Genomic DNA, 22,275 nt, shown 5'->3' on the forward strand with positions numbered 1-22,275 from the left:
CCCCTTTCAAGAGCCATGTCGATGAGCCATCGGGAGCGGCCATGATCGAACCCCTGCCGCCCAGGCCCGAACCCCGCCGCCAGTGGTACCGGCGCCTGCGCGATCGCCTGGCGACCCTGCTGATCACCGCGGGGGGCGTTGGCGTGGTCGTGGCGGTGCTTGCCATCGGGGTCTTCCTGGCCCTGGAGGTCGCGCCGCTCTTTCTGGGCGCCGAGGCCTCGGTCGGCTGGCGGGAGCTGTGGCAGGGGCGCTGGCAGCCCGGCACCCTGCCCGGCGAAGCCCCCGCCTACGGCATGCTGCCCCTGGCCTGGGGCACCCTGAAGGCGGCCTTCTGGGCGCTGCTGTTTGCCATTCCTCTGGCCCTGGGCGCCGCCATCCACTCGGCGCTCTACATGCCGCCGCGGCTGCGCAGCCGCCTCAAGCCGACCCTGGAGATGATGGAGGCGATGCCCGGGGTGGTGGTGGGCTTCGTGGCCGGCCTGGTGCTGGCCCCCTGGGTGGAGCGCCACCTGGCCGGCGCCCTGGCCTTGGCGCTGCTGCTGCCCGCCGGCATGCTGCTGGCCGGCCTGGCCTGGACCTGGCTGCCTCCGGGCCTGCGGCGCCGCCTGGCGCCGGGCTGGGCCGGGCTCTGGCTGATGCCCTGGCTGGCGCTGCTGGCCGCGCTGTCGCTGTGGCTCTCCCCCGCCCTCGAGGCGCTGCTGTTCGGCGGTGACCTGCGCCACTGGCTGGATGCGCGCTTCGGGCTCGACTATGCCGCCCGCAATGCGCTGATCGTCGGCCTGGCCATGGGCTTTGCGGTGATTCCCGGCATCTACGCCCTGGCCGAGGACGCCCTCACCGGCGTGCCGGCGAGCCTCGGTGAGGGCGCCCAGGCACTGGGCGCCACCCGCTGGCAGAGCCTCTGGAGGGTGGTGCTGCCGGCGGCGGCGCCCGGGGTCTTCAGCGCGGTGATGATCGGCGCCGGCCGCGCCGTGGGCGAGACCATGATCGTGCTGATGGCCAGCGGCAACACCGCGCTGATGACCCTGAGCCCCCTGGAGGGGATGCGCTCCATGTCGGCCACCATCGCCATCGAGCTGCCCGAGGCGGTGCCGGGCGGTGTCCACTACCGGCTGCTCTTCCTGGCCGCCCTGGCGCTGTTCGCCTTTACCTTCCTGGTCAATACCCTGGCGGAGCTGGTGCGGGCGCGGCTGCGGCGGCGCTATCGCCGCCTGGGGGCGGCCTCATGATGCGCGCCGGATGGGCGCGCCTGCCCCGGGGCGAGGGGCCCTGGCCCTGGCTGGCCGCCGGCAGCGTGGCCCTGTCGCTGCTGATGTTCAGTGGCCTCGTGCTGCTGCTGGCGGTGCGCGGCCTGGGGCACTTCTGGCCGGCGCCGCTCAGCCTGGTGGCCCTGGAGGATGGTCGCCTGCTGGCGGGCCAGGCGGTGCGCGAGGAGCGCCGCGCGGACGGCGAGGGGCGTGAGCGCCTCTACCTGACCGCCAACCGCGACCTGGACGGTGCCATCTGGACCTGGGTAGATCTGGAGGAGATCGCCGCCGAGAGCCGCCCCCGGGACCTGGTGGTGCTGGAGCGCACGCGCTGGGGCAGCTTCCAGGGGCGCCTGCGGGCGCTGGAGGAGGAGCGTGGCCGGGTGGAGGGGGAGGCGGCCTGGCAGGCCCTCGAGGCGCGCCTCGACGAGCTGCAGGCGCTGCGCCGGGAGCGGGAGCGCCTGCGTGACCAGGTGGTCGTGCCGCTGGTGCGCCGCCTCGAGCGGGAGACGAGCGAGGCCCTGGTCGCCGAGCTCGGCGCCGCCAACGCCCGCATCCGCGAGCTCCAGGCGCGCATGGGGGGCACTCGCCTGCTGCTGGAGAGCGTCGACGGCCGGCAGCTGGAGCAGCCCCTGGAGCAGGTGCTGCGTGCCTGGCGGCCCAACGCCATGTCGACGCCTCAGAAGCTGGCCGCCTGGGGGCAGGGCGTGTGGCGCTTCCTCTCCGAGGGGCCCCGGGCCGCCAACACGGCTGGCGGCGTCTGGCCGGCGATCTTCGGCACCGTGCTGATGGTGCTGCTGATGTCGGTGGTGGTGACCCCCTTCGGCGTGCTGGCCGGCATCTATCTCAACGAGGTGGCCCATCAGGGACGCTTCACCCGGCTGGTACGCATCGCCGTGCGCAACCTGGCCGGGGTGCCCTCCATCGTCTACGGGGTCTTCGGGCTCGGGGTCTTCGTCTACGGCATCGGCGGCACCCTGGACGAGTGGTTCTTCGCCGACCGGCTCCCTTCGCCCACCTTCGGCACCGGGGGGCTGCTGTGGGCCTCCCTGACCCTGGCGCTGCTGACCCTGCCGGTGGTGATCGTGGCCACCGAGGAGGGGCTGGCCCGGGTGCCGGACCACCAGCGGGAGGGGGCCCTGGCCCTGGGGGCCACCCGGGTGGAGATGCTGACCCGGGTGGTGCTGCCGATGACCACCCCGGCGATGCTGACCGGGGTGATCCTGGCCATCGCCCGGGCCGCCGGCGAGGTGGCGCCGCTGATGCTGGTGGGGGTCGCCAAGCTGGCGCCTCAGGTGCCGGTGGACGGTGAGTTTCCCTTCCTGCATCTTGAACAGAAGTTCATGCACCTGGGCTATCACATCTACGACGTGGCCTTTCACGGCGGCGACGTGGAGGCGGCGCTGCCGCTGGTCTATGCCACGGCGCTGCTGCTGGTGCTGGTGATCCTGGTGCTTAACCTGACTGCAATATTTCTGCGCCACCATCTGAGGGCGCGTCACGGGGTGCTGCCGCGTCGCTAGCGGCAGCGCCCGAAGGAGTGTGAGCCCGATGTCTGTCTTCCCGTCGCCGCGGCCTGCCGCCGGCGGACCGATCATCGACTTCGAGCCGGCCGCCAGCTGCCTGGAGGTCGAGGGGCTGAGCCTTGCCTACGGCGAGACACTGGCCCTGCGCGACCTCTCGCTGCGGGTGCCGCGCCAGCGGGTCACGGCCTTTATCGGCCCCTCCGGCTGCGGCAAGTCGACGCTGCTGAGGGCCCTCAACCGCTTACACGACCTCAACGACGAGGTGCGGCTGAGCGGTCGGATTCTGCTCGAGGGGCAGGATATTCATGCCCCCGAGGTGGAGGTGGCGGAGCTGCGCCGGCGGGTGGGGATGGTGTTTCAGGCGCCCAATCCCTTCCCGATGTCGATCTACGACAACGTGGCCTTCGGATTGCGGCTGCAGGGCGGCATCCGCAAGCGGCAGATGGACGACATCGTCGAATGGGCGCTGCAGTCGGCGGCGCTCTGGGACGAGGTGAAGGAGCGGCTCGGCAGCTCGGCCTGGACGCTCTCCGGTGGCCAGCAGCAGCGCCTGGTGATCGCCCGCACCCTGGCGGTGCGTCCCGAGGTGCTGCTGCTCGACGAGCCGGCCTCGGCGCTGGACCCGATCTCGACGCTGAAGATCGAGGAGCTGATCCGCAACCTGAAGTCGCAGCTGACCCTGGTGCTGGTCACCCACAACATGCAGCAGGCGGCGCGAGTCTCGGACTACACCGCCTTCCTGCAGGAGGGCGAGCTGGTGGAGTACGGCCCCACCGACAGCCTGTTCACCAACCCGCGCCTCGTGCGCACCGAGAACTACATCACCGGGCGCATGGGCTGACCGCAGGTCCAGGGCCCGAGGCCTGTTCCCCCTAGAGGAGTCCCCATGGACATCACCAGCGATATCCATAGCCGCCATATCTCGCGGCAGTTCAACCAGGAGCTCGAGGAGCTCAAGACCCACCTGATGGCCATGGGTGGCCTGGTGGAGAAGCAGATCCAGGAAGCGGTGGTGGCGCTGCTCGACGGCGACTCCGACCTGGCCCGCCGGGTGGTGGAGAACGACCGGGCGGTCAACGACATGCAGATCAAGATCGACGGCGAGTGCACCCAGGTGCTGGCCCGCCGCCAGCCCGCCGCCTCGGACCTGCGCCTGGTGCTGGCGGTGATCCGCGCCGCCTCGGACCTGGAGCGCATCGGCGACGAGGCCAGCAAGATCGCCCGCAACGCCGCCGACCTGATAGAGGGCAACAACGGCAGCCGCGGCTTCGTCGAGGTGCGCATGATCAGCGAGCATGTGCGGCGCATGGTGCGCGATGCCCTGACCTCCTTCGCCCGCTTCGATACCGAGCTGGCGTTGAAGCTGGTCCACGAGGACGAGGAGGTGGACGAGGAGTACCGCACCGCCATGCGTTCCTTGATGACCTTCATGATGGAGGATGCCCGCTCGATCTCGCCGATCCTCAGCCTGATGTGGATCCTGCGCTCCCTGGAGCGTATCGGCGACCACGCCAACAACCTGGCGGAGTACGTGGTCTATCTGGTCAAGGGGCTGGATATCCGCCACACCGACCCCGACGACCTGGACGAGCGGGCGATCACCCGCAAGGAGTGAGCGCGATAGCCCCATGCTCGATGCCGTGACCGCCCTGGCCCGGGGCACTCGCCTGGCCTACTCCCGCGGCCTGCGCCGCTATGTCTTCGTGCCCATCGTCATCAACCTGCTGGTCTACGCCGCCATGCTGCGCTTTGTGCTGGCCAACTTCGGCGGCTGGCTGGAGGGCTGGATGGCCATGGTGCCGGGATGGCTTGGCTGGCTGGAGTGGCTGATCTGGCCGCTCTTCCTGGTCAGCCTGGTGGTGATCGTCTTCTTCACCTTTACCCTGGTGACCCACCTGATCGCCGCTCCCTTCTACGGCTTCCTGGCGGCCAAGGTGGAGCGGGTGGCCACCGGGCGACCGCCGCTGGATGATCGCGGCCTGGCCAGGACCGCCGTGGACGCCCTGGGGCGCGAGCTGGTCAAGCTGGCCTATATCCTGCCCAGGGCCCTGCTGCTCTTCCTGATCAGCTGGATTCCCGGCGTGAACCTCGCCGCCCCGCTGCTCTGGGCGCTCTTCTCGGCCTGGGTGATGGCGATCGCCTACCTGGACTACCCCATGGACAACAACAAGGTGAGCTTCGCCGAGATGCGACGGCGGCTGGCGGCACGCTGGTGGCCGAGCCTCAGCTACGGCGGCTGCGTGACCCTGGTGACCTGGATTCCCCTGGCCAACCTCTTCCTGCTGCCCGGCGCGGTGTCCGGCGCGGTGCTGATGTGGGCCGAGCACTATCGCGATCTGGAGAGCCCCGTGGCGCGTTGAACGGGGCCCCGCAGGACGGCTGCTATGCTCGGAAGACACCCCGACAAGGAGCCAACCGCCATGCGCCTGTCCGTTACCCTGCTGCTGGCCGCCGGCCTCGCCCTTCCGGGCCTGGCCCAGGCCCACGAATATGTCCTTGAGGATCTCGTCCTGGTGCATCCTTTCGCTACCCCGGCGCCGCCCGGGGTGCCCCATGCCGCCGCCTATGTGGATATCCGGGTGGAGGGGGAGACTCCCGCCGTGCTGATCGGTGCCAGGACGCCGGCCAGCGAGTCGGTGGGGCTCTACGAGACGCGGCGCGAAGAGGGCGAGCCGGAGAGGCGTCGCCTCGAGCGCATCGAGGTGCCGGCGGGCATCACCCAGCTCATGCGGCCGGAAGGCGGCTACCATCTAATGCTCGAGGGGCTGGTGGCCCCCCTGGGGCTGGGGGAGCGCTTTCCCATGACGCTGGAGTTCGCCGAGCGCGGCGAGGTCGAGGTGGAGGTCTGGGTGCAGAGCGCCGAACGGGGCAGCCGGGCCGCCGACGGCCACCACCATGACCTCAGGTGAATCGGCCTGCGCGCGGAGGCGGGCTCACTGCTCGACGAGCTGGGGCTCCAGCAGGCGGGAGGCCGGGAAGAGGCAGCGGAAGCGGGCTCCCTGGCCGGGCCGGGAGTCGATCTCCAGGCGGGCATCGTGGCGCAGCAGCACATGCTTGACGATGGCGAGGCCAAGCCCGGTGCCGCCGGTGGCGGCGCTGCGCCCCTTGTCGACCCGGTAGAAGCGCTCGGTCAGCCGCGGCAGGTGCACCGGGTCGATGCCCTCGCCGTTATCCTCCACCTCCAGGCAGGCACCGTCGCCCTGGGGCCGCCAGCGCAGCACGATGTGGCTCCCTTCGGGGGTATAGCGCACCGCGTTGAAGGCCAGGTTGGAGAGGGCGCTGCGGATCTCCTGCTCGCTGCCGACCAGTGCCCGGGCCTCGCTCTGCTCCACCTCCAGAGTGTGTCGCCCGCCGCTGAGCGCCTCGGCGTCCCGCTGTACGCTGGCCAGCAGCGCGCTCATCGCCAGGGGGGCATGGTCTGCGCCGCCGCGCTCGATCTCCAGCTTGGACAGCAGCAGCAGGTCGCTGACCAGGCTCTGCATGCGCACGGTCTGCTCCTGCATCCGATCGACTCCCCGGGCGAAGCGCGGCGGCAGCTGGTCGGCGTAGGTGGCGTAGGTCTCCAGGTAGCCGGCCAGCACGGTGAGGGGGGTGCGCAGCTCGTGGGAGACGTTGGCCACGAAGTCCCGGCGCATCTCCTCCAGGCGGTGCAGGCGGGTGATGTCCCGGGCCATCAGCAGGCGCTCGTCGTCGCCGTAGAGGGTGATCTGGAACTGCAGCACCATCTGCTCGTCGATGGGCGAGGGGAGCGTCAGCGGCTCCCGGTAATCCCGGGCGTGGAAGTAGTCGATGAAGCGGGGATCCCGCACCAGGTTGGTGATGTGGTGACCGCGGTCGTGGGCGGCGCGCAGGCCCAGCATGCGTTCGGCGGCGCTGTTCCACCACTCCATGTCGCCATGGCCGTCGAGCATCACCACGCTGTCGCGCATCGCCTCCGAAGACTCCTGGACCCGCTTGATGATGCCGAGAAGGCGCTCCTGGGTATGGCGCTGGCCCTTCTGGTAGCGGTAGAGCCGGTCGAGGAGGTCGCCCCAGATGCCGGTGGTGGCGGGGGGCTCGGCCTGGGGCGTCAGGGTCAGCCAGCGGTGGAGGCGACGCAGCTGGTGCAGGTGGAAGGCGAGACAGGCGCCGAGCCCCAGGGCCAGGCCGGCCCAGGCATGAGACAGCAGCCATCCCACCGCCAGGCCGCTGCCGGCCAGCAGCAGCAGCCGCCACGCTTCCCGCTTCCAGAGGCCCACGTCAGCCCTTGGCGGAGAACCGGTAGCCGGTGCCGCGCACCGTCTGGACCAGATGCTGGTGGCGCTCGCCCAGCGCCTTGCGCAGGCGGCGGATATGCACGTCCACGGTGCGCTCCTCCACGTAGACGTTGCCCCCCCACACCTGGTCCAGCAGCTGGCTGCGGGTGTAGGCGCGCTCCTGGTGGGTCATGAAGAACTGCAGCAGGCGATACTCGGTGGGCCCCATCTCCACGGCGCGGCCGTTGGCGCTGACCCGGTGGCTGACCGGGTCGAGCAGCAGGCCGTCCACCTCCACCGCTTCCTCGACCCCCTGGGGAGTCGTGCGGCGCAGCACCGCCTTGAGGCGGGCCACCAGCTCCCGGGGGGAGAAGGGCTTGGTGATGTAGTCGTCGGCGCCGGCCTCGAGCCCCTGGATCTTGTTGTCCTCCTCGCCCTTGGCGGTGAGCATGATGATCGGCAGCTCGGCGGTGGTGGGCTCGCGCTTGAGGCGTCGGGCCAGCTCGATGCCGCTGGTGCCGGGCATCATCCAGTCCAGCAGTACCAGGTCGGGCTGGTGGTCGACGATCAGGGCGTGGGCGCTCTGGGCGCTGTCCGCCTCGAGCACATGATAGTCGGCCATCTCCAGCGCTACCGCGATCATCTCGCGGATCGGCGCCTCATCATCGACGATAAGAACGGTCTTGGCGGTCATCCGGTAGCCTCGGCACAGTGACGAATCGGTGACGATCTCACCATGCCAGTATGACACTGGCGTGACAGCCGCGCTCGGACGCGGCGGACGGCCCTCAGGCGCCAAGCTCCGGCCACAGGGTCAGGGCGATGCCGGCGAAGACCAGCAGCCCCGACCAGTGGTTGTTGAGGAAGGCGCGGAAGCAGGGATCCCGCTCGCGGGTGCGGATCAGCCACTGCTGCCAGACGAAGGTGGCGGCCATGGCGGCCAGGCCCAGCCAGAAGAAGCCGCCCAGCCCCAGGCGGAGACCGGCCCAGACCAGCAGCAGCAGGGTCAGCCCCTGGAGCAGGCCGATCATCAGCCGGTCGGCGCGGCCGAACAGCACCGCGGTGGACTTGATGCCGATCTTGAGGTCGTCGTCCCGGTCGACCATGGCGTACTGGGTGTCGTAGGCCACGGTCCAGGCGACGTTGGCGGCAAACAGCAGCCAGGCCTCGAAGGGCACCCGGCCGAGCACCGCGCCGAAGGCCATGGGGATGGCCCAGGAGAAGGCGGCGCCCAGGAAGAGCTGGGGCAGGTGGGTGTAGCGCTTCATGAAGGGGTAGATGAAGGCCAGCACGACGCCGCCGATGGAGAGCAGGATGGTAAAGAGGTTGGTGAACAGCACCAGCACGAAGGCGACCATGACCAGGATCGCGAAGAGCCCCTGGGCCTCGCCCTCGCTGATCCGGCCGGTGGCCAGGGGGCGGTTAAGGGTGCGCTTGACGTGGCCGTCGAAGTGGCGGTCGGCGTAGTCGTTGACCACGCAGCCGGCGGCGCGCATCACGTAGACGCCGGCAACGAAGATCAGCAGCACATCGCGGCCCGGAATGCCTTCGGCGGCGATCCACAGCGCCCAGAGCGTCGGCCACATCAGCAGCCAGGTGCCGATGGGGCGGTCGAGGCGCATCAGCTGCAGGAAGTCGGGCACCCGGGCCAGGCCCTTGGGGCGCATCAGGGAACGGTCCATCTCTACCTCGTGAAGGTTTTCATTATCGGCACGAGGCCCAGAGCCTAGCGCGAAGGGAGGCCGAGGTCATCCGCCATGGCGTCCAGGAACCACTCCTGCACCAGCACCCGGAAGTCGCCGCGGCGGAACACCGAGCGGCGTCCCCAGGGGCCGCTGGCATCGTGGAAGCCGGCGGGGGCGCTGGTCGCCTCGATCTCGCCGCGTTCCAGATCCGGTTGGCGGAAGAGCCAGGAGCCCAGGGAGCGCTCGCCGAGGTGGGCCAGCTCCTGTTCGGGCAGGCCCGTAAGCGGCGCCACCGAGCGGGCCACCACCCAGGGGCGCTCGCCCAGGCAGAGCGCCACCTCGCGCAGCCAGGCGCGCTGGCCGGGGGCGATGCCCAGGGCGCGGGCCTCATCCGGGCGCGGCGCGTCCAGACGCTGGTCGAGCAGCCGCACGCGGAAGGGACGCGGCGCGCCGGCCTCGGTGAGACGCAGGGTGAGGGAGTCCCGGGAGCCGACCCAGCGCTGCCAGGCGGGGCTCATGGCGAGGCGGGCCTCGGCCAGGGGCAGCCAGCGCGTCGGGGCGCGGGTCTCGGAAGTCGGCAGGTCGGACACCGTCGGGCTCCGCGTCGATTCAGGGGCGGCTAGTGTAACATGCGGGGCACTCCCTTCCTGATCCGAGGAGATCCATGAGCGCTCCCCTGACCATCATCGGCTCCGGCATGGCGGGCATCGGCCTGCTGCGCGCCCTGCGCGCTCAGGATGCCGAGCGCCCCATCACCCTGATCACCGCCGACAGCGGCGATGACTACTCGAAGCCGCTGCTCTCCACCGGCTTCGCCAAGCGCCTGCCCCCGGAGCGGCTGGCGGCGCGCAGCGCCCTCCAGGTGGCCGAGCAGCTCCATGCCGTGACGCGCACCCATACCCGGGTCGACGCCATCGATACCGCGTCGCGGACCCTGACGGTGGGTCGGGAGACGCTGCCCTGGAGCGAGCTGGTGCTGGCCACCGGCGCGGCACCGGCGATTCCCTTTCCGGTACCCGAGGCCGTGGCCGGACGGGTCTTCACCATCAACGACCTGGACGACTATCGCGACTTCCACGCGGCCCTGGCGGCCCTGGGGCGGCCCGGCCGCATCGCCATCGTCGGCGCCGGCCTGGTGGGCTGCGAGTTTGCCAACGACCTGCTGGCCGGCGGCCACGAGGTTAGCCTGGTGGCCCCCGAGGCCGCGCCGCTGCCGCGGCTGCTGCCGGAACCCCTGGGGCGCGCCCTGGGGGTGGCCTTCGAGGAGGCCGGCATGGCGCTGGCGCTGGAGGTCGGGGTGACCGCCCTGGAGGCGGCCGGGAACGCGGTGGGCCTGGCCCTGGACGACGGCAGCCGGCTCGATGCCGACCTGGTGCTGGTGGCCACCGGCCTCGCGCCGCGCACCGCCCTGGCCGAGGCGGCGGGCCTGGCGGTCAGCGCCGCCGGGATCCACGTCGACCGCTGGCTGGCCGCCTCGGCGCCGGGGGTCTACGCCCTGGGCGATGTGGCCTGCGTCGATGGCGTGAACGCCATGTATGTGCAGCCGCTGCAGGCCAGTGCCAAGGCCCTGGCCCGGACCCTGGGCGGCACGCCCACGCCGGTCAGCTATGGCGCCTGGCCGGTGGTGGTGAAGACGCCGCTGCTGCCGGTGGTGGCGCTGCCCCCCACCCGCCCGCCGGCACGCTGGCGTATCGAGGGGGAGGCGGGGGATTTCACCGCCCTGGCCGAGGCGGAGGACGGACGTTTGATCGGATTTGCGTTGACAGGGGCCTGTGTCCGTCGGAAAGTTGAGCTGGCGCGGGCTGCGCCGCCATTGCTAGGCTAGATCTTCGACAACAAGCCCCCGGCGACAGGCGCCCGGGGAGAATGCCAACACCAGGAGGGCAGTATGCGTAAGCCAGAACTCGCCGCGGCGATTGCCGAGCGTGCCGATCTTTCCAAGGACAAGGCGAGCCAGGTGCTCAACGTCATCCTCGACGAGATCACCGGAAGCGTCGCCCAGGGCCAGGACGTGTCGCTGATCGGTTTCGGCACCTTCACCGTGCGCGAGCGTGCGGCGCGTACCGGCAAGAACCCCCAGACCGGCCAGCCGCTGACCATCCCGGCCAGCAAGACGGTGGCCTTCAAGCCCGGCAAGGGGCTCAAGGACGCCGTGGCCAAGTAGGCCCACGGCTACCACAGCTGCGGCCTGCTCCGGCAGGCCGCGATGCTTTCTCCTCCCTGGATGCGGTGGCGACAACGACATGAAGCTGCGACTGATGCTCTGGCTGCTGGCCCTTCTGCTCAAGCGCGCCCTGCGCCGCAAGGCGCGCTTTCGTGAGCTGCTGACCGAGATGCGCGGCCTCGACTGGGGCATCGCCACCGAGGATCTCTCCGTGGCTCGCCACTACCGGATGTCACCGCGGGGCATCCAGAGCGGTCGCGGCCTGCCGGTGGACCTCGACCTGGAGCTGCGCTTCGAGGACGAGGCCACCGCGCTCAGGGTGCTCAAGAAGCCCACCCAGCAGGCCTTCCTGGACGGCATGATGGCAGGCAGCGTGCGCCTGGTCGGTGACTCCGCCGATCTCCAGAAGCTGCAGAGGCTGCTCAGGCACCTCTGACCGGGCTTCGCCCGGAGCTTTAAGCGATAAGCCTTCCTGGCTTACGGCTTACGGCTTACGGCTTACGGCTTACGGCTTATCGCTAAACTTGCCCGTAGCGGCCCGCCTCCTCGCCCAGCCAGCGGCGGATCAGCGGCCGGCTCGCCTCCGGATGGAGGGCCAGCAGCGCCTGGGCCAGGGGGGCGACCCGCTCCAGCAGGTCCGCGTCCCGCTCCAGGTCGGCGATCTTCATCTGGGCCAGGCCCGTCTGACGGGTCCCCAGCACCTCCCCGGGGCCGCGCAGCTCCAGGTCCTTCTCAGCGATACGAAAGCCGTCGTTGGTCTCCCGCATCACCGCCAGGCGCTCCTTGGAGTGGGCCGACAGCGGCGGGTGATAGAGCAGCACGCAGAAGCTCTCGGTGGAGCCCCGGCCGACCCGGCCGCGCAGCTGATGCAGCTGGGAGAGGCCGAGCCGCTCCGGGTTCTCGATGATCATCAGGCTGGCGTTGGGCACGTCGACCCCCACCTCGATCACCGTGGTGGCCACCAGCAGGTCCAGCTCGCCGGCCTTGAAGGCGTCCATTACCGCGGCCTTCTCGGCGGCCTTCATGCGTCCGTGCACCAGGCCGACGGCGAGCCCGGGCAGCGCCTCGGTGAGCTCGTCCCGGGTCGCCTCGGCGGCCTGGCACTCCAGCGCCTCCGACTCCTCGATCAGGGTACAGACCCAGTAGGCCTGGCGCCCCTCGGCGCAGGCGTGGCGGATGCGTTCCACCACCTCGGGGCGGCGCTCGTCGGGCATCGCCACCGTCTTCACCGGAGTGCGCCCCGGGGGCAGCTCGTCGATCACCGAGACGTCCAGGTCGGCATAGGCGCTCATGGCCAGGGTGCGGGGGATGGGGGTGGCGGTCATCACCAGCTGATGGGGCGTCAGGCCGCCGGCCTCGCCCTTCTCGCGGAGCGCCAGGCGCTGATGCACGCCGAAGCGGTGCTGCTCGTCGACGATGGCGAGCCCCAGGCGCTGGAAGTGCACGTCGCCCTGGAAGAGGGCGTGGGTGCCTACCACCATGCGGGCGCGACCATCAAGGATGGCCGCCTTGGTATCCAGGCGCGTCTTGCCCTTGAGCTTGCCGGAGAGCCAGGCCACCTCGATGCCCAGCGGCGCGAACCAGGCGCGAAAGGCGCGGTAGTGCTGCTCGGCCAGTATCTCGGTGGGGGCCATCATCGCCGCCTGGCAGTCGCCGGCGATGGCGGCCAGCGCCGCCATGGCGGCCACCACCGTCTTGCCGGAGCCCACGTCGCCCTGGACCAGGCGCAGCATGGGCACCTCCCGAGCCAGGTCGGCGCCGATCTCGTCGAGCACGCGGCGCTGGGCGGCGGTCAGCGAGAAGGGCAGCTGGGTGAGGAAGCGCGCCTGGAGGCTGCGCCCGCTGGGCAGCGCCGGCGCGCCATCCTCCTGGATGCGCAGGCGGACCTCCTGGAGGCTGAGGCGGTGGGCCAGCAGCTCCTCCAGAGCCAGGCGGCGGCTGGCCGGGTGCCGGCCGCTGGCGAGCTGGGCGGGGTCCACGTCCGGGGTGGGCTGATGCAGCAGGTGCAGGCAGTGGTGCAGCTCGGGCAGGCGAAAGCGGCCGCGCAGGTCCTCTGTGATCCAGTCGGGCAGCGCCTCGGGATGGGCGTCGAGCAGCCCCAGGGCCTGCTCGATCAGCGCCCGCAGGCGGCTCTGGTGGAGCCCCTCCGTGGCCGGGTAGATGGGGGTCAGATGGTCCTCCACCGGGGGCGCATCCGCCTTGAGCAGCCGATACTCCGGGTGGTAGAGCTCCAGCCCGGTGGCGCCGGCCCGGGCCTCGCCGAAGCAGCGCAGCCAGCCGCCCGGCTGGAACTGCTGCTGCTGGGCCGGAGAGAAGTGGAAGAAGCGCAGGCTGAGCAGCCCCGAGCCGTCACGCAGGCGCACCAGCAGGCTGCGCCGACGACCGCGCACCACCTCGGCGGCCACCACCTCCCCTTCCACCACCGCCTCGTGGCCGGCGCGCAGGGTGCCGATGGGGGTGATGCGGGTGCGGTCCTGGTAGCGCAGCGGCAGATGGAAGAGCAGGTCGGCCACGCTCTCGATGCGCAGCCGGGCGAGCTTCAGCGCCAGCGCTTCGCCGACGCCCTTGAGCGACGTGACCGGCGCATCGAGTGCGTTCATGCCGGCTCGGGTCTCGCCTCGCGGCAGCGGGCAATGGCGTCGGTGACCGCATCGATCGCCTTGGGGCGCGGGAAGCTGGCGCGCCAGGCGATGGCCACGGTGCGGGTGGGGGCCGGCGGCGCGAAGGGCACGCTGGTCAGCAGGCCGCTCTCGTAGTGGCTGGTGCCGATGGCCGAGCGCGGCAGCACCGTGATGCCGAGCTTGGAGGCGACCATATGGCGGATGGTCTCCAGGGACCCGCCCTCGGCGGTCAGCGTATTGGTGGGGCTGGCCAGCTTCTGGCTGATGGCCGGGCAGGCCTCGAGGATCTGGTCACGGAAGCAGTGACCCTCGCCCAGCAGCAGCAGCCGCTCCTTGAGCAGCTCCTCCTTGTGGATCGTCTCGCGCCCGGCCATGGGGTGGTCCGCCGGCAGCAGCACCTCGAACTCCTCCTCGTAGAGCGCCTTGGTGAGCACGTCGGTCTCGGTGAAGGGCAGCGCCACGATGATGGCGTCCAGCTCGCCGCTGCGCAGCTTGCGGCGCAGGCTGCCGGTGAACCCCTCCTCGATGTAGAGGGGCATCTGGGGGGCGCTGCGGCGCAGTTCGGGCACCAGGTGTGGGAAGAGGTAGGGGCCGATGGTGTAGATGGCACCCAGCCGCAGGGGGCTGGCCAGCTGGTCCTTGCCGGCGCTGGCCAGCTCCTTGATGACGCTGGTCTGTTCCAGCACCCGCTGGGCCTGCTCGACGATCTTCTCCCCCAGGGGGGTGACCTGGACGGTGGACTTGGAGCGCTCGAACAGGGCAACACCCAGCTCCTCCTCGAGTTTTTTTACCGCCACCGACAGGGTGGGCTGGGAGACGAAGCAGCGTTCGGCGGCGCGCCCGAAGTGGCGCTCCTGAGCGAGTGTCACGATGTAGCGCAGTTCTGTTAGAGTCATCTTGGTTGCCTTGCAGGCATCCTCTTGAAAATCCAATAGGGACTTTTTATCAGGGGGCAGGGAAAAGGTGAAGACAACAACGCTGATTCTGGGCTGTGGGGATATCGGTATCGGGCTGGGCCAGCGGCTCAAGTCGGTGGGCCAGCGGGTGGTGGGCGTGCGCCGCAACGTCCAGGCACTGGCCGACAGCGGGCTGGAGGCGGCGGCGGCGGACCTCACCGATCCCGCCACCCTCACGGCCCTGCCGGACGCCGACGTGTTGATCTATGTGGCCAGCGCCGACCGCTTCGAGGAGGAGGCCTACCGGGCCGCCTATGCCGAGGGGCTCAGGGCGGTGCTTGCCGAGTTCGGCGCCCGCAAGAAGGCGCCAAGGCGGGTCTTCTTCGTCTCCTCCACCAGCGTCTACCCCCAGCAGGCCGGCGAAGAGGTGGACGAGGCGAGCCCTGCCGAACCCACCGGCTTCGCCGGGATGCTGATCCGCGAGGCGGAGCAGGCGCTCTTCGACCATGTCCTGCCGGGCACGGCGGTGCGCTTCTCGGGCATCTACGGCCCCGGCCGCGACCGCCTGATCCGCCAGGTCAGCGAGGGGCGCATCGCCCCGGAAAGCCCCGCCATGTACAGCAACCGCATCCACCGGGACGACTGCGTCGGGGTGCTGGCCCACCTGGTCGAGCGGGAGCTGGGCGGTGAGGAGGTCGAGGCGCTCTACCTGGCCAGCGACTGCGAGCCGGCCCCGCTGCATGAGGTGATGAGCTGGTTGGCCAGGCAGCTCAAGGTGGAAGCCACAGAGATCATCCAGTCTCCCCTGCGCCGCCGCGCCAGCAAGCGCTGCAGCAACGCCCGCCTGCTGGCCAGCGGCTACGCGTTCCGCTACCCCAGCTACCGCGAGGGCTACACCCAGGTGCTCAAGGCGGGGGGCTTCCTCCCCGAGAAGGCTTGAGGCCTGGGGCGGTAGACCGTGCGCAGGCGCTGGGGTCAGGCGGACCTGGCCAGCGTCGCATAGTGTGCTCCGTCATCCCGGGTGAAGGAGCGCACCAGAAGGAGGTGCCGATAGCGCCAGGTCAGCGCCGGCGTCGGCAGCCCTTCGGTCTCGAGCCGCTCGGCGCGGCGTAGCAGGGTGACGTGGGGTACGTAGCGCGAGGGGCGACCCTCGAGCCCCTGGCTCTCGAGCTCGTCCCATAGACGACAGTGCAGGGCGACCAGGGCCGGATCCGGCGCCTGGCCGCCCACCCAGACGATCCCCGGGCGCTGGAAGCGACCCCAGGCGTTGAGCCGCCACTCGCCGGGCGGCACCGCCAGGCGGCTCACCCAGTCGACCAGCGCGGCGGCCCTGGTCTCCTCCACCTCGCCGAGGAAGGCCAGGGTCAGGTGCAGGCTCTCATCCGGCATGCGCCGCCCGCCGCAGCGGGCCTGTGCCGCATCGGCCAGCGCGCCGAGCCGCCCGCGCAGCGAGGGCGGCGGCATCAGCGCCAGGAAGAGCCGCATGCCCCTATCAGTCGCCGATGACCATCACGGCTTCCGCCTCGAACTGGGCGCCCTTGGGCAGCGCCTTCACGCCCACGGCGGCGCGAGCCGGGTAGGGCTTCTCGAAGAACTCCTCCATCACCTTGTTGACCAGGGCGAAGTTCTCCAGGTCCACCAGATAGAGGTTGAGCTTGACGATCTCGCCCAGGGAGCCGGCGGCCTCCTCGCAGACGGCCTTGAGGTTGGTGAAGACCTGGCGGGCCTGGGCCTCGAAGTCCTCGGAGACGATCTCCATGGTGGCCGGATCCAGGGGGATCTGGCCGGAGAGATAGACGGTGTTGCCGGCCTTGATGGCCTGGGAGTAGGGGCCGATGGCGGCGGGCGCCAGCTCGGTGTTGATCACGGCCTTGTTGCTCATGGTGTGCTCCGTCGTGAGTTGCGGTGCGAGATGACGAAAAGCGGCCCGGCTGCCCACTGGGGGCAGGGCCGGGCCGGTGGGGGAATCAGTTGCCGAGGCGGGTGATACGCCCGACGTGGGAAAGGTTGCGCAGCCGCTTGATGATGCGCGCCAGGTGCACGCGGCTGCGTACCGACAGGGTCAGGTTGACGGTGGCCAGGCGCGCGTCGCGCTCCTCGATGCCGATGCGCTCGATATTGGCGTCGGCATCGGTGACCAGGCCGGCCAGCTCGGCCACCAGGCCGCGGCGGCTCTCCACCTCCAGGCGCAGCGCCACCGGAAAGTCCTCGTCGATCTCCTCGGACCACTCCAGGGCGAACAGCTTGTCGGGGTCGCCCTTCAGCTCGGCCAGGTTGCGGCACTCGGCGCGGTGCACCACGATGCCCTTGCCCACCGATAGATGGCCGAGCACCGGGTCCCCGGGCAGCGGATGGCAGCAGCGGGCGAACTTGATCACCATCCCCTCGGCACCGCTGATCACGATGGGGCCATGGGCGCGCGCTTCGCCCTTGCCCGGGGCGGCTTCGCCATGCTGCAGGTCGAGCAGGCGGCGGGCCACCACGTGGGCCACCCGGCCGCCCAGTCCGATGGACTCCAGCAGTGCATCCTCGTTCTTCAGGCCCAGCTCCTTCAGCAGGGAGGCCAGCGGTTCGCCGGGCAGCTCCTCGAGGCTGGTCTCGAACTCCGCCAGTGACTTGTTGAGCAGCCGCCGGCCCAGCTGGACCGCCTCGGTATGCTGCTGGTGCTTGAGGGCGTGGCGAATGGCCGAGCGCGCCTTGGCGGTGGCCACGAAGTTGAGCCAGGTGAGGTTGGGGCGCGCCCCCGGGGCGGTGATGATCTCCAGGGTCTGGCCGCTCTCCAGCCGGGTGGAGAGCGGGGCCAGGTGGCGGTCGATGCGGCAGGCGATGGTGCTGTTACCGATATCGGTGTGCACGCTGTAGGCGAAGTCGATCACCGTGGCGCCCTGGGGCAGCTCCATGATGTCGCCCTTGGGCGTGAACACGTAGATATCGTCCGGGAAAAGGTCGTTCTTGACGTGCTCGATGAACTCCAGGGAATCCCCGGCGTGGCGCTGCATCTCGAGCAGTCCCTTGATCCAGGAGCGGGCCCGGGCGTGGCTGCCCTCGGCGATGGGATGCTGGGTCTGGCCCGCCTTGTAGAGCCAGTGGGCGGCGATGCCGTTGTTGGCCATGGCCTCCATCTCCCGGGTGCGGATCTGCACCTCGATGGGCATGCCCCCGGCGCCGAACAGGGTGGTATGCAGGCTCTGGTAGCCGTTGGCCTTGGGGATGGCGATATAGTCCTTGAAGCGCCCCGGCACCGGCTTGTAGAGGTTGTGCACCATGCCCAGTATCCGGTAGCAGCTGTCCACGTCCTCGGTGATGATGCGGAAGGCGAAGACGTCCATGATCTCGTTGAAGGACTTGCGCTGGTCGCGCATCTTCTTGTAGATCGACAGCAGATGCTTCTGGCGCCCCACCACGGTGCCCGGAAGCGCCTCGTCGTCGAGGGTTCGCTGCAGGTTGTCCTGGATCTGGCGAATCGCCGAGCGGCGATGGCCCCGGGCGCTGGAGACGGCGCGCTTGATGCGCTCGGCGCGCATGGGGTGCAGGGCCTGGAAGGAGAGGTCCTCCAGCTCGATGCGGATGGTGTTGATCCCCAGCCGGCTGGCGATGCGGGCGTAGATCTCCAGGGTCTCCCGGGCGATGCGGCGCTTCTTCTCGGGGCGCAGGGCGCCCAGGGTGCGCATGTTGTGCAGCCGGTCGGCGAGCTTGACGATGATGACCCGGATATCCCGGGACATCGCCAGCACCATCTTCTGGAAGTTTTCGGCCTGGGCGACCGCCTTGTCCTCGAAGGCGATCTGGGTCAGCTTGGAGACGCCGTCGACGAGCTCCGCCACCGGCTTGCCGAACTGCTCGGCCAGGGCCTCCTTGCTGACGCCGGTATCCTCGATGACGTCATGCAGCATGGCCGCCATCAGGCTCTGATGGTCCATGTGCATGTTGGCGAGGATATTGGCCACGGCCAGGGGGTGGGTGACGTAGGGCTCGCCGGAGCGCCGGCGCTGGCCGTCGTGGGCCTGCTCGGCGTAGTAGAAGGCGCGCTTGACCTGCCGGATCTCGTCCTGAGGAAGGTAGCCGCCGAGTCGGTCGGCGAGGTCATCGATGGTGAACATGCGGCGCGCCCCTGATTCTGCCTGAGTGTCCTGAGAAGGAAGACGGCGCCTGGGCGCCGTCGGGATCACTCCTCGGCGAGGCTGCCGTAGTGAGGTTCACGCACCGGGCGCACCGCTGCCTCGACGGGCTCGTCGAGCACGCTCGAATCGACCAGGCCGGCGGCGATCTCGCGCAGGGCCATCACCGTGGGCTTGTCGTTCTCCCAGGGCAGCTGGGCGTCGCGGGAGCCGCGTGCCAGCTGGCGGGCGCGCTGGGTGGAGATCATCACCAGCTTGAAGCGGTTCTCGACGTTTTCCAGACAATCTTCGACTGTGACTCGCGCCATGGATGCCTTCCTGAAAAGCTTGCGGGAACCCGGCTGCGATCACGCCGTGGGCGTGGGCGGGTTCCACCTATGGATAGACCTGATAGATTACTCGACCGCCGCTTGCCGTGACAAGCGCTGCGGTGCAGCGCCGGGGATTCAGGCCAGCAGCGCCGTGAGCAGGGGAGCGTAGGACTGGCTGGCGCGGTCGCGGCTCAGCCGCTGGGCGACCACCAGGGCCTGCAGCTCGCGCAGGGCGGTGGTGAAGTCGTCGTTGACCACCAGGTAGTCGTACTCGTCGTGGTGGGACATCTCGCTCACCGCGTCGCGCATGCGCCGTTCGATCACTGCGTGCTCGTCGGTGCCGCGGCTGGCCAGGCGGCGCTCCAGCTCATCCCGGGAGGGGGGCAGGATAAAGATGGAGACCGCGTCGGGCATCTGGCTGCGCACCTGGCGGGCCCCCTGCCAGTCGATCTCCAGGATGACATCCTGGCCCGCATCCAGCGCCGCCTGTACCGCCGGGCGGGAGGTCCCGTAGTAGTTGTCGAAGACCCGGGCGTGCTCGAAGAACTCGCCGCGCTCGATCATCGCCTCGAAGGCGGGCACATCCACGAAGTGGTAGTTGACGCCGTCCACCTCGCCGGGGCGCATGGCCCGGGTGGTGTGTGATACCGACACCTGGATGCCGTCGAGGCTCTCGATCAGCTCGCGCACCAGGCTGGTCTTGCCGGCGCCTGAGGGGGCGGAAACGATGAAGAGGGTACCCTGTGGCATGGTCGGCATCCCTGTTATGGCAGCTGGATGAAGCGGCATGGGCCGTCGCAGAGCGCGAAGTATCGCACGAATTCACGGCGCACTGCAGGCCTACTCGATATTCTGGATCTGCTCGCGCATCTGCTCGATCAGTACCTTGAGCTCCACCGCGCAGCGGGTGGTGCTGGCCACCACCGACTTGGAAGAGAGGGTGTTGGCCTCGCGGTTGAGTTCCTGCATCAGGAAGTCCAGGCGCCGGCCCACTGGTCCCTTCTGGGTCAGCTGGCGCTCCACCTCGGCCACATGGGTAGCCAGGCGGTCGAGCTCCTCGTCCACGTCGGCCTTCTGGGCGAGCAGGGTCAGCTCGGCCTCCAGGCGCTGGGGGTCGAGCTCGGCCCGGACGCTCGCCAGCCGCTCCAGCAGCTGGGCGCGCTGGCGCTCGAGGATCTCCGGCAGCAGGGCGCGCACCTGGCTCACCTGGGCCTGGATGGCGACGAGCCGCTCGCGGATCAGGGCGGCGAGCTTCTCGCCCTCCCGGGCGCGGCCGGCGGCCAGGTCGTCCAGGGCGGTGCGGAACAGGGCGAGTGCCGCGGCCTTGACCGCCTCCGGGTCGGGGCCGGAGCTCTCCAGCACGCCGGGGTAGTCGAGCAGCGCCAGGGCGTCGGGGGGCGTGGCGTCGGCCACGGTCTGGCGCACCTCGGCCAGGGCGCTGGCGAGCTCGGCCAGCCGCGCCGGGTTCACGGCGAGGCCGGAGGCGCTGCCGGCTGGCTCATAGCGAAGGCTCACCTCCACCTTGCCTCGGGCCAGTCGGGCGCGGAGCGCCTCGCGGAAGGCCGGTTCCAGGTCGCGCAGGCTCTCCGGCAGGCGGAAGTGGGGCTCCAGGTAGCGCTGGTTCACCGAGCGCAGCTCGAGCTGCAGGCTGCCCCAGGCGGCGGCGTGCTCCTGGCGGGTGAAGGCGGTCATGCTGTGCACCATGGCGAGGACTCCTGAGGTGGCGCTGAGAATCGAACGGGCCAGCAGTGTACCCGATTCGCCGGGAGGGCGGCCCGAGGGTGTAGAATGAGGCCCCATCGATTCCTGAACCCAAGCCCACGAGGTGTTATGTCTACTCAGTTCCGTCGCCCCAGCGGGCGCGCGCCCGAACAGCCCCGCGAGATCCGCCTGACCCGCGACTACACCCGTCACGCCGAGGGGTCGGTGCTGGTGGAGTTCGGCGACACCAAGGTGCTGTGCAATGCCAGCGTCGAGCCCGGCGTGCCGCGCTGGCTGCGCGGCAAGGGCCAGGGCTGGGTGACCGCCGAGTATGGCATGCTGCCCCGGGCCACCCACACCCGCGGCGGCCGCGAGGCGGCCCGAGGCAAGCAGGGCGGCCGCACCCTGGAGATCCAGCGGCTGATCGGCCGCTCCCTGCGGGCGTCGGTGAACCTCAAGAAGCTCGGCGAGTTCACCATTACCGTGGACTGCGACGTCATCCAGGCCGACGGCGGCACCCGCACCGCCTCCATCACCGGCGGCTGCGTGGCCCTGGTGGACGCCATCCGCTATTTGCAGCGCAACAAGCTGATCAAGGGCGATCCCTTCCAGCAGCTGGTGAGCTCGGTGTCGGTGGGGCTCTTCAAGGGGGTGCCGGTGGTGGACCTGGACTATCCGGAGGATAGCGGGGCCGATACCGACATGAATGTGGTGATGGCCGAGAACGGCAGCCTCATCGAGGTGCAGGGGACCGCCGAGAAGGGCTCCTTCAGCCGCGCCGAGCTCAACGCCATGCTGGAGCTGGCCGAGAATGCCGGTGCCCAGCTTTTCGACCACCAGCGCGAGGCCTTGGGCATTCCGCGCTGAGCAGAAGGCGAAGGGCGCCGAGCAGGCTCCCCCAACGCATCACGCCGGCCATCAAGGCCGGCGTGATGCGTTCCGGAGGGCCGGAACGGCGACGGAGAGGGAGTCAGATCGGCAGGTCGTACTCGACGATCAGCGGCGCGAACTCGGAGAAGTTGGCGTCGTAGTCGATCCAGGCGTCCACCACGTGGCGCCGGAAGTTGGGGCCCACCACCTGGTAGTCGATGCGCCAGCCCTCCTGGCGTGAGCGCGGCACCTCCTGGTCAAGCTTGGGCCACCAGGTGTACTCGCCGGCGTCGCGGTTGATCTCCCGGAAGCAGTCGATGAAGCCGGTGGGGCCGAAGACCTGGTCCATCCAGGCGCGCTCCTCGGGCTTGAAGCCGGGGGTGTCCTGGTTGTCGGCCCAGTTCTCCAGGTCGATGGTCTTGTGGGCGATGTGCCAGGTGCCGCAGATGATGTACTCGCGGCGCTTGCGGGCCATCTTGCTCAGGTACTCCTGATACTGGGCCATGAAGGCCTGCTTGGCGGCGAGGTCGCTGCCATCGGGCATCAGGAAGCTGGCGATGCTGAAGCGGTCGTAGTCGGCCTGCAGGAAGCGCGCCTCATGGTCGCACTGGGGAAAGCCCAGCCCGTACATGATGGCCTTGGGGATCTTGCGGCAGTAGATCCCGACCCCCGAGAAGCCGTCCTGCTCGGCGTCGAGGAAGTAGCCCTCGTAGCCTTCCGGATAGAGAATGCTGTCGTCCAGCTCGAAGCTCTTGGCCTTGAGGTTCTGGACGCAGACGACATCGGCATCCTGGCCGGCCAGCCAGTCGAGAAAGCCTCGACCGACCGCCTCGCGGATGCCGTTGACATTGATGGTGGCAATTTTCATACGTGGTCCCTTTACCGTCGCGCGTGTATGATA

General features: G+C 69.9%; 24 protein-coding genes. 11 read left to right on the plus strand and 13 right to left on the minus strand.

Features of this window, described 5'->3' with window-relative positions; genetic code table 11:
* Positions 1–41: 41 nt before the first annotated feature.
* The 6 genes from ACRYRV_RS08380 to ACRYRV_RS08405 are packed head-to-tail and all read left to right on the plus strand — an operon-like array spanning position 42 to position 5,682.
* Positions 42–1,229: an ABC transporter permease subunit gene (locus tag ACRYRV_RS08380; protein WP_444985422.1), complete on the plus strand. Its 1,188-nt coding sequence runs from the start codon at positions 42–44 to the stop codon at positions 1,227–1,229.
* Positions 1,229–2,770, plus strand: coding sequence for a phosphate ABC transporter permease PstA (gene pstA, locus ACRYRV_RS08385; protein WP_444986185.1), 1,542 nt, complete (start codon positions 1,229–1,231; stop codon positions 2,768–2,770). The genes ACRYRV_RS08380 and pstA overlap by 1 nt, the downstream gene beginning before the upstream one ends.
* A gap of 28 nt (positions 2,771–2,798) precedes the next feature.
* The gene (gene pstB / locus ACRYRV_RS08390; RefSeq protein ID WP_253447146.1) at positions 2,799–3,614 is read left to right on the plus strand and encodes a phosphate ABC transporter ATP-binding protein PstB; all 816 of its coding nucleotides are present in this window, start codon (positions 2,799–2,801) and stop codon (positions 3,612–3,614) included.
* 45 nt (positions 3,615–3,659) lie between these two features.
* Positions 3,660–4,388, plus strand: a complete 729-nt coding sequence (gene phoU, locus ACRYRV_RS08395) for a phosphate signaling complex protein PhoU (protein WP_253447144.1) — start codon at positions 3,660–3,662, stop codon at positions 4,386–4,388.
* 13 nt (positions 4,389–4,401) lie between these two features.
* Positions 4,402–5,133 carry a sulfate transporter CysZ gene (gene cysZ / locus ACRYRV_RS08400; protein WP_444985421.1) on the plus strand — a complete coding sequence of 244 codons (732 nt, stop codon included), beginning with the start codon at positions 4,402–4,404 and terminating at the stop codon, positions 5,131–5,133.
* A 60-nt stretch (positions 5,134–5,193) separates the two neighbouring features.
* Positions 5,194–5,682 carry a copper chaperone PCu(A)C gene (locus tag ACRYRV_RS08405; RefSeq protein ID WP_253447140.1) on the plus strand — a complete coding sequence of 163 codons (489 nt, stop codon included), beginning with the start codon at positions 5,194–5,196 and terminating at the stop codon, positions 5,680–5,682.
* A 24-nt stretch (positions 5,683–5,706) separates the two neighbouring features.
* On the opposite strand, the gene phoR is transcribed toward ACRYRV_RS08405, so the two are convergent.
* The 4 genes from phoR to ACRYRV_RS08425 all read right to left on the minus strand — a co-directional run bounded on the left by phoR (position 5,707) and on the right by ACRYRV_RS08425 (position 9,283).
* A complete protein-coding gene (gene phoR / locus ACRYRV_RS08410; protein WP_444985420.1) occupies positions 5,707–7,011 on the minus strand; it encodes a phosphate regulon sensor histidine kinase PhoR in 1,305 nt (434 codons plus the stop codon).
* A gap of 1 nt (position 7,012) precedes the next feature.
* Positions 7,013–7,702 carry a phosphate regulon transcriptional regulator PhoB gene (gene phoB, locus ACRYRV_RS08415; RefSeq protein WP_253447137.1) on the minus strand — a complete coding sequence of 230 codons (690 nt, stop codon included), beginning with the start codon at positions 7,700–7,702 and terminating at the stop codon, positions 7,013–7,015.
* Positions 7,703–7,796: 94 nt separating this feature from the next.
* Entirely contained in the window at positions 7,797–8,690 is an 894-nt protein-coding gene (ubiA, locus tag ACRYRV_RS08420) for a 4-hydroxybenzoate octaprenyltransferase (protein WP_253447136.1), read from the minus strand.
* A 44-nt stretch (positions 8,691–8,734) separates the two neighbouring features.
* Positions 8,735–9,283 (minus strand): chorismate--pyruvate lyase family protein, encoded by a 549-nt coding sequence (locus ACRYRV_RS08425; RefSeq protein ID WP_444985419.1) that lies wholly within the window; start codon positions 9,281–9,283, stop codon positions 8,735–8,737.
* A 74-nt stretch (positions 9,284–9,357) separates the two neighbouring features.
* On the opposite strand from ACRYRV_RS08425, the gene ACRYRV_RS08430 reads away from it, so the two are divergent.
* The 3 genes from ACRYRV_RS08430 (at position 9,358) to ACRYRV_RS08440 (ending at position 11,293) form a co-directional block, all read left to right on the plus strand.
* Complete coding sequence (locus tag ACRYRV_RS08430; RefSeq protein ID WP_253447135.1) at positions 9,358–10,518, plus strand: FAD-dependent oxidoreductase; 1,161 nt, start codon at positions 9,358–9,360, stop codon at positions 10,516–10,518.
* Positions 10,519–10,581: 63 nt separating this feature from the next.
* On the plus strand, positions 10,582–10,857 hold the full coding sequence (locus ACRYRV_RS08435; protein WP_110069428.1) for an HU family DNA-binding protein: 276 nt from the start codon (positions 10,582–10,584) through the stop codon (positions 10,855–10,857).
* A 79-nt stretch (positions 10,858–10,936) separates the two neighbouring features.
* On the plus strand, positions 10,937–11,293 hold the full coding sequence (locus ACRYRV_RS08440) for a hypothetical protein (protein ID WP_253447134.1): 357 nt from the start codon (positions 10,937–10,939) through the stop codon (positions 11,291–11,293).
* Between the two features lie 82 nt (positions 11,294–11,375).
* On the opposite strand, the gene recG is transcribed toward ACRYRV_RS08440, so the two are convergent.
* Together recG and ACRYRV_RS08450 are read right to left on the minus strand one after the other, a co-directional pair.
* Positions 11,376–13,457: an ATP-dependent DNA helicase RecG gene (recG, locus tag ACRYRV_RS08445; RefSeq protein ID WP_444985418.1), complete on the minus strand. Its 2,082-nt coding sequence runs from the start codon at positions 13,455–13,457 to the stop codon at positions 11,376–11,378.
* Positions 13,454–14,374: a hydrogen peroxide-inducible genes activator gene (locus ACRYRV_RS08450; protein WP_299311044.1), complete on the minus strand. Its 921-nt coding sequence runs from the start codon at positions 14,372–14,374 to the stop codon at positions 13,454–13,456. The genes recG and ACRYRV_RS08450 overlap by 4 nt, the downstream gene beginning before the upstream one ends.
* A gap of 67 nt (positions 14,375–14,441) precedes the next feature.
* Between ACRYRV_RS08450 and ACRYRV_RS08455 the strand changes: the two genes are divergently transcribed.
* On the plus strand, positions 14,442–15,314 hold the full coding sequence (locus tag ACRYRV_RS08455) for an NAD-dependent epimerase/dehydratase family protein (protein WP_444985417.1): 873 nt from the start codon (positions 14,442–14,444) through the stop codon (positions 15,312–15,314).
* A gap of 35 nt (positions 15,315–15,349) precedes the next feature.
* Here the strand turns inward: ACRYRV_RS08455 and thpR are convergent, their stop codons facing one another.
* From thpR to ACRYRV_RS08485, 6 genes are all read right to left on the minus strand, one after another.
* Positions 15,350–15,859: an RNA 2',3'-cyclic phosphodiesterase gene (thpR, locus tag ACRYRV_RS08460; protein WP_444985416.1), complete on the minus strand. Its 510-nt coding sequence runs from the start codon at positions 15,857–15,859 to the stop codon at positions 15,350–15,352.
* Positions 15,860–15,866: 7 nt separating this feature from the next.
* On the minus strand, positions 15,867–16,256 hold the full coding sequence (locus ACRYRV_RS08465; protein ID WP_253447128.1) for a RidA family protein: 390 nt from the start codon (positions 16,254–16,256) through the stop codon (positions 15,867–15,869).
* An 85-nt stretch (positions 16,257–16,341) separates the two neighbouring features.
* Complete coding sequence (locus tag ACRYRV_RS08470) at positions 16,342–18,474, minus strand: RelA/SpoT family protein (protein ID WP_253447125.1); 2,133 nt, start codon at positions 18,472–18,474, stop codon at positions 16,342–16,344.
* Positions 18,475–18,539: 65 nt separating this feature from the next.
* Positions 18,540–18,800 carry a DNA-directed RNA polymerase subunit omega gene (gene rpoZ, locus ACRYRV_RS08475; RefSeq protein WP_253447122.1) on the minus strand — a complete coding sequence of 87 codons (261 nt, stop codon included), beginning with the start codon at positions 18,798–18,800 and terminating at the stop codon, positions 18,540–18,542.
* A gap of 138 nt (positions 18,801–18,938) precedes the next feature.
* Positions 18,939–19,553: a guanylate kinase gene (gene gmk / locus ACRYRV_RS08480; RefSeq protein ID WP_253447119.1), complete on the minus strand. Its 615-nt coding sequence runs from the start codon at positions 19,551–19,553 to the stop codon at positions 18,939–18,941.
* Between the two features lie 90 nt (positions 19,554–19,643).
* Entirely contained in the window at positions 19,644–20,507 is an 864-nt protein-coding gene (locus tag ACRYRV_RS08485; RefSeq protein WP_444985415.1) for a YicC/YloC family endoribonuclease, read from the minus strand.
* Positions 20,508–20,633: 126 nt separating this feature from the next.
* Between ACRYRV_RS08485 and rph the strand changes: the two genes are divergently transcribed.
* On the plus strand, positions 20,634–21,371 hold the full coding sequence (gene rph, locus ACRYRV_RS08490; RefSeq protein WP_299314573.1) for a ribonuclease PH: 738 nt from the start codon (positions 20,634–20,636) through the stop codon (positions 21,369–21,371).
* A 103-nt stretch (positions 21,372–21,474) separates the two neighbouring features.
* On the opposite strand, the gene ACRYRV_RS08495 is transcribed toward rph, so the two are convergent.
* Entirely contained in the window at positions 21,475–22,242 is a 768-nt protein-coding gene (locus tag ACRYRV_RS08495) for an exodeoxyribonuclease III (protein ID WP_253447110.1), read from the minus strand.
* Positions 22,243–22,275 lie beyond the last annotated feature (33 nt).

Source organism: Halomonas mongoliensis (assembly GCF_052496345.1).

Excerpts from the sequence above, each read along its gene's own strand:
- ACRYRV_RS08380 (WP_444985422.1), top strand. The coding sequence starts at position 42 with ATGATCGAACCCCTGCCGCCCAGGCCCGAACCCCGCCGCCAGTGGTAC.
- pstA (WP_444986185.1), top strand. The coding sequence starts at position 1,229 with ATGCGCGCCGGATGGGCGCGCCTGCCCCGGGGCGAGGGGCCCTGGCCC.
- pstB (WP_253447146.1), top strand. The coding sequence starts at position 2,799 with ATGTCTGTCTTCCCGTCGCCGCGGCCTGCCGCCGGCGGACCGATCATC.
- phoU (WP_253447144.1), top strand. The coding sequence starts at position 3,660 with ATGGACATCACCAGCGATATCCATAGCCGCCATATCTCGCGGCAGTTC.
- cysZ (WP_444985421.1), top strand. The coding sequence starts at position 4,402 with ATGCTCGATGCCGTGACCGCCCTGGCCCGGGGCACTCGCCTGGCCTAC.
- ACRYRV_RS08405 (WP_253447140.1), top strand. The coding sequence starts at position 5,194 with ATGCGCCTGTCCGTTACCCTGCTGCTGGCCGCCGGCCTCGCCCTTCCG.
- phoB (WP_253447137.1), bottom strand. The coding sequence starts at position 7,702 with ATGACCGCCAAGACCGTTCTTATCGTCGATGATGAGGCGCCGATCCGC.
- ubiA (WP_253447136.1), bottom strand. The coding sequence starts at position 8,690 with ATGGACCGTTCCCTGATGCGCCCCAAGGGCCTGGCCCGGGTGCCCGAC.
- ACRYRV_RS08430 (WP_253447135.1), top strand. The coding sequence starts at position 9,358 with ATGAGCGCTCCCCTGACCATCATCGGCTCCGGCATGGCGGGCATCGGC.
- ACRYRV_RS08435 (WP_110069428.1), top strand. The coding sequence starts at position 10,582 with ATGCGTAAGCCAGAACTCGCCGCGGCGATTGCCGAGCGTGCCGATCTT.
- ACRYRV_RS08440 (WP_253447134.1), top strand. The coding sequence starts at position 10,937 with ATGAAGCTGCGACTGATGCTCTGGCTGCTGGCCCTTCTGCTCAAGCGC.
- recG (WP_444985418.1), bottom strand. The coding sequence starts at position 13,457 with ATGAACGCACTCGATGCGCCGGTCACGTCGCTCAAGGGCGTCGGCGAA.
- ACRYRV_RS08450 (WP_299311044.1), bottom strand. The coding sequence starts at position 14,374 with ATGACTCTAACAGAACTGCGCTACATCGTGACACTCGCTCAGGAGCGC.
- thpR (WP_444985416.1), bottom strand. The coding sequence starts at position 15,859 with ATGCGGCTCTTCCTGGCGCTGATGCCGCCGCCCTCGCTGCGCGGGCGG.
- ACRYRV_RS08465 (WP_253447128.1), bottom strand. The coding sequence starts at position 16,256 with ATGAGCAACAAGGCCGTGATCAACACCGAGCTGGCGCCCGCCGCCATC.
- ACRYRV_RS08470 (WP_253447125.1), bottom strand. The coding sequence starts at position 18,474 with ATGTTCACCATCGATGACCTCGCCGACCGACTCGGCGGCTACCTTCCT.
- rpoZ (WP_253447122.1), bottom strand. The coding sequence starts at position 18,800 with ATGGCGCGAGTCACAGTCGAAGATTGTCTGGAAAACGTCGAGAACCGC.
- gmk (WP_253447119.1), bottom strand. The coding sequence starts at position 19,553 with ATGCCACAGGGTACCCTCTTCATCGTTTCCGCCCCCTCAGGCGCCGGC.
- ACRYRV_RS08485 (WP_444985415.1), bottom strand. The coding sequence starts at position 20,507 with ATGGTGCACAGCATGACCGCCTTCACCCGCCAGGAGCACGCCGCCGCC.
- rph (WP_299314573.1), top strand. The coding sequence starts at position 20,634 with ATGTCTACTCAGTTCCGTCGCCCCAGCGGGCGCGCGCCCGAACAGCCC.
- ACRYRV_RS08495 (WP_253447110.1), bottom strand. The coding sequence starts at position 22,242 with ATGAAAATTGCCACCATCAATGTCAACGGCATCCGCGAGGCGGTCGGT.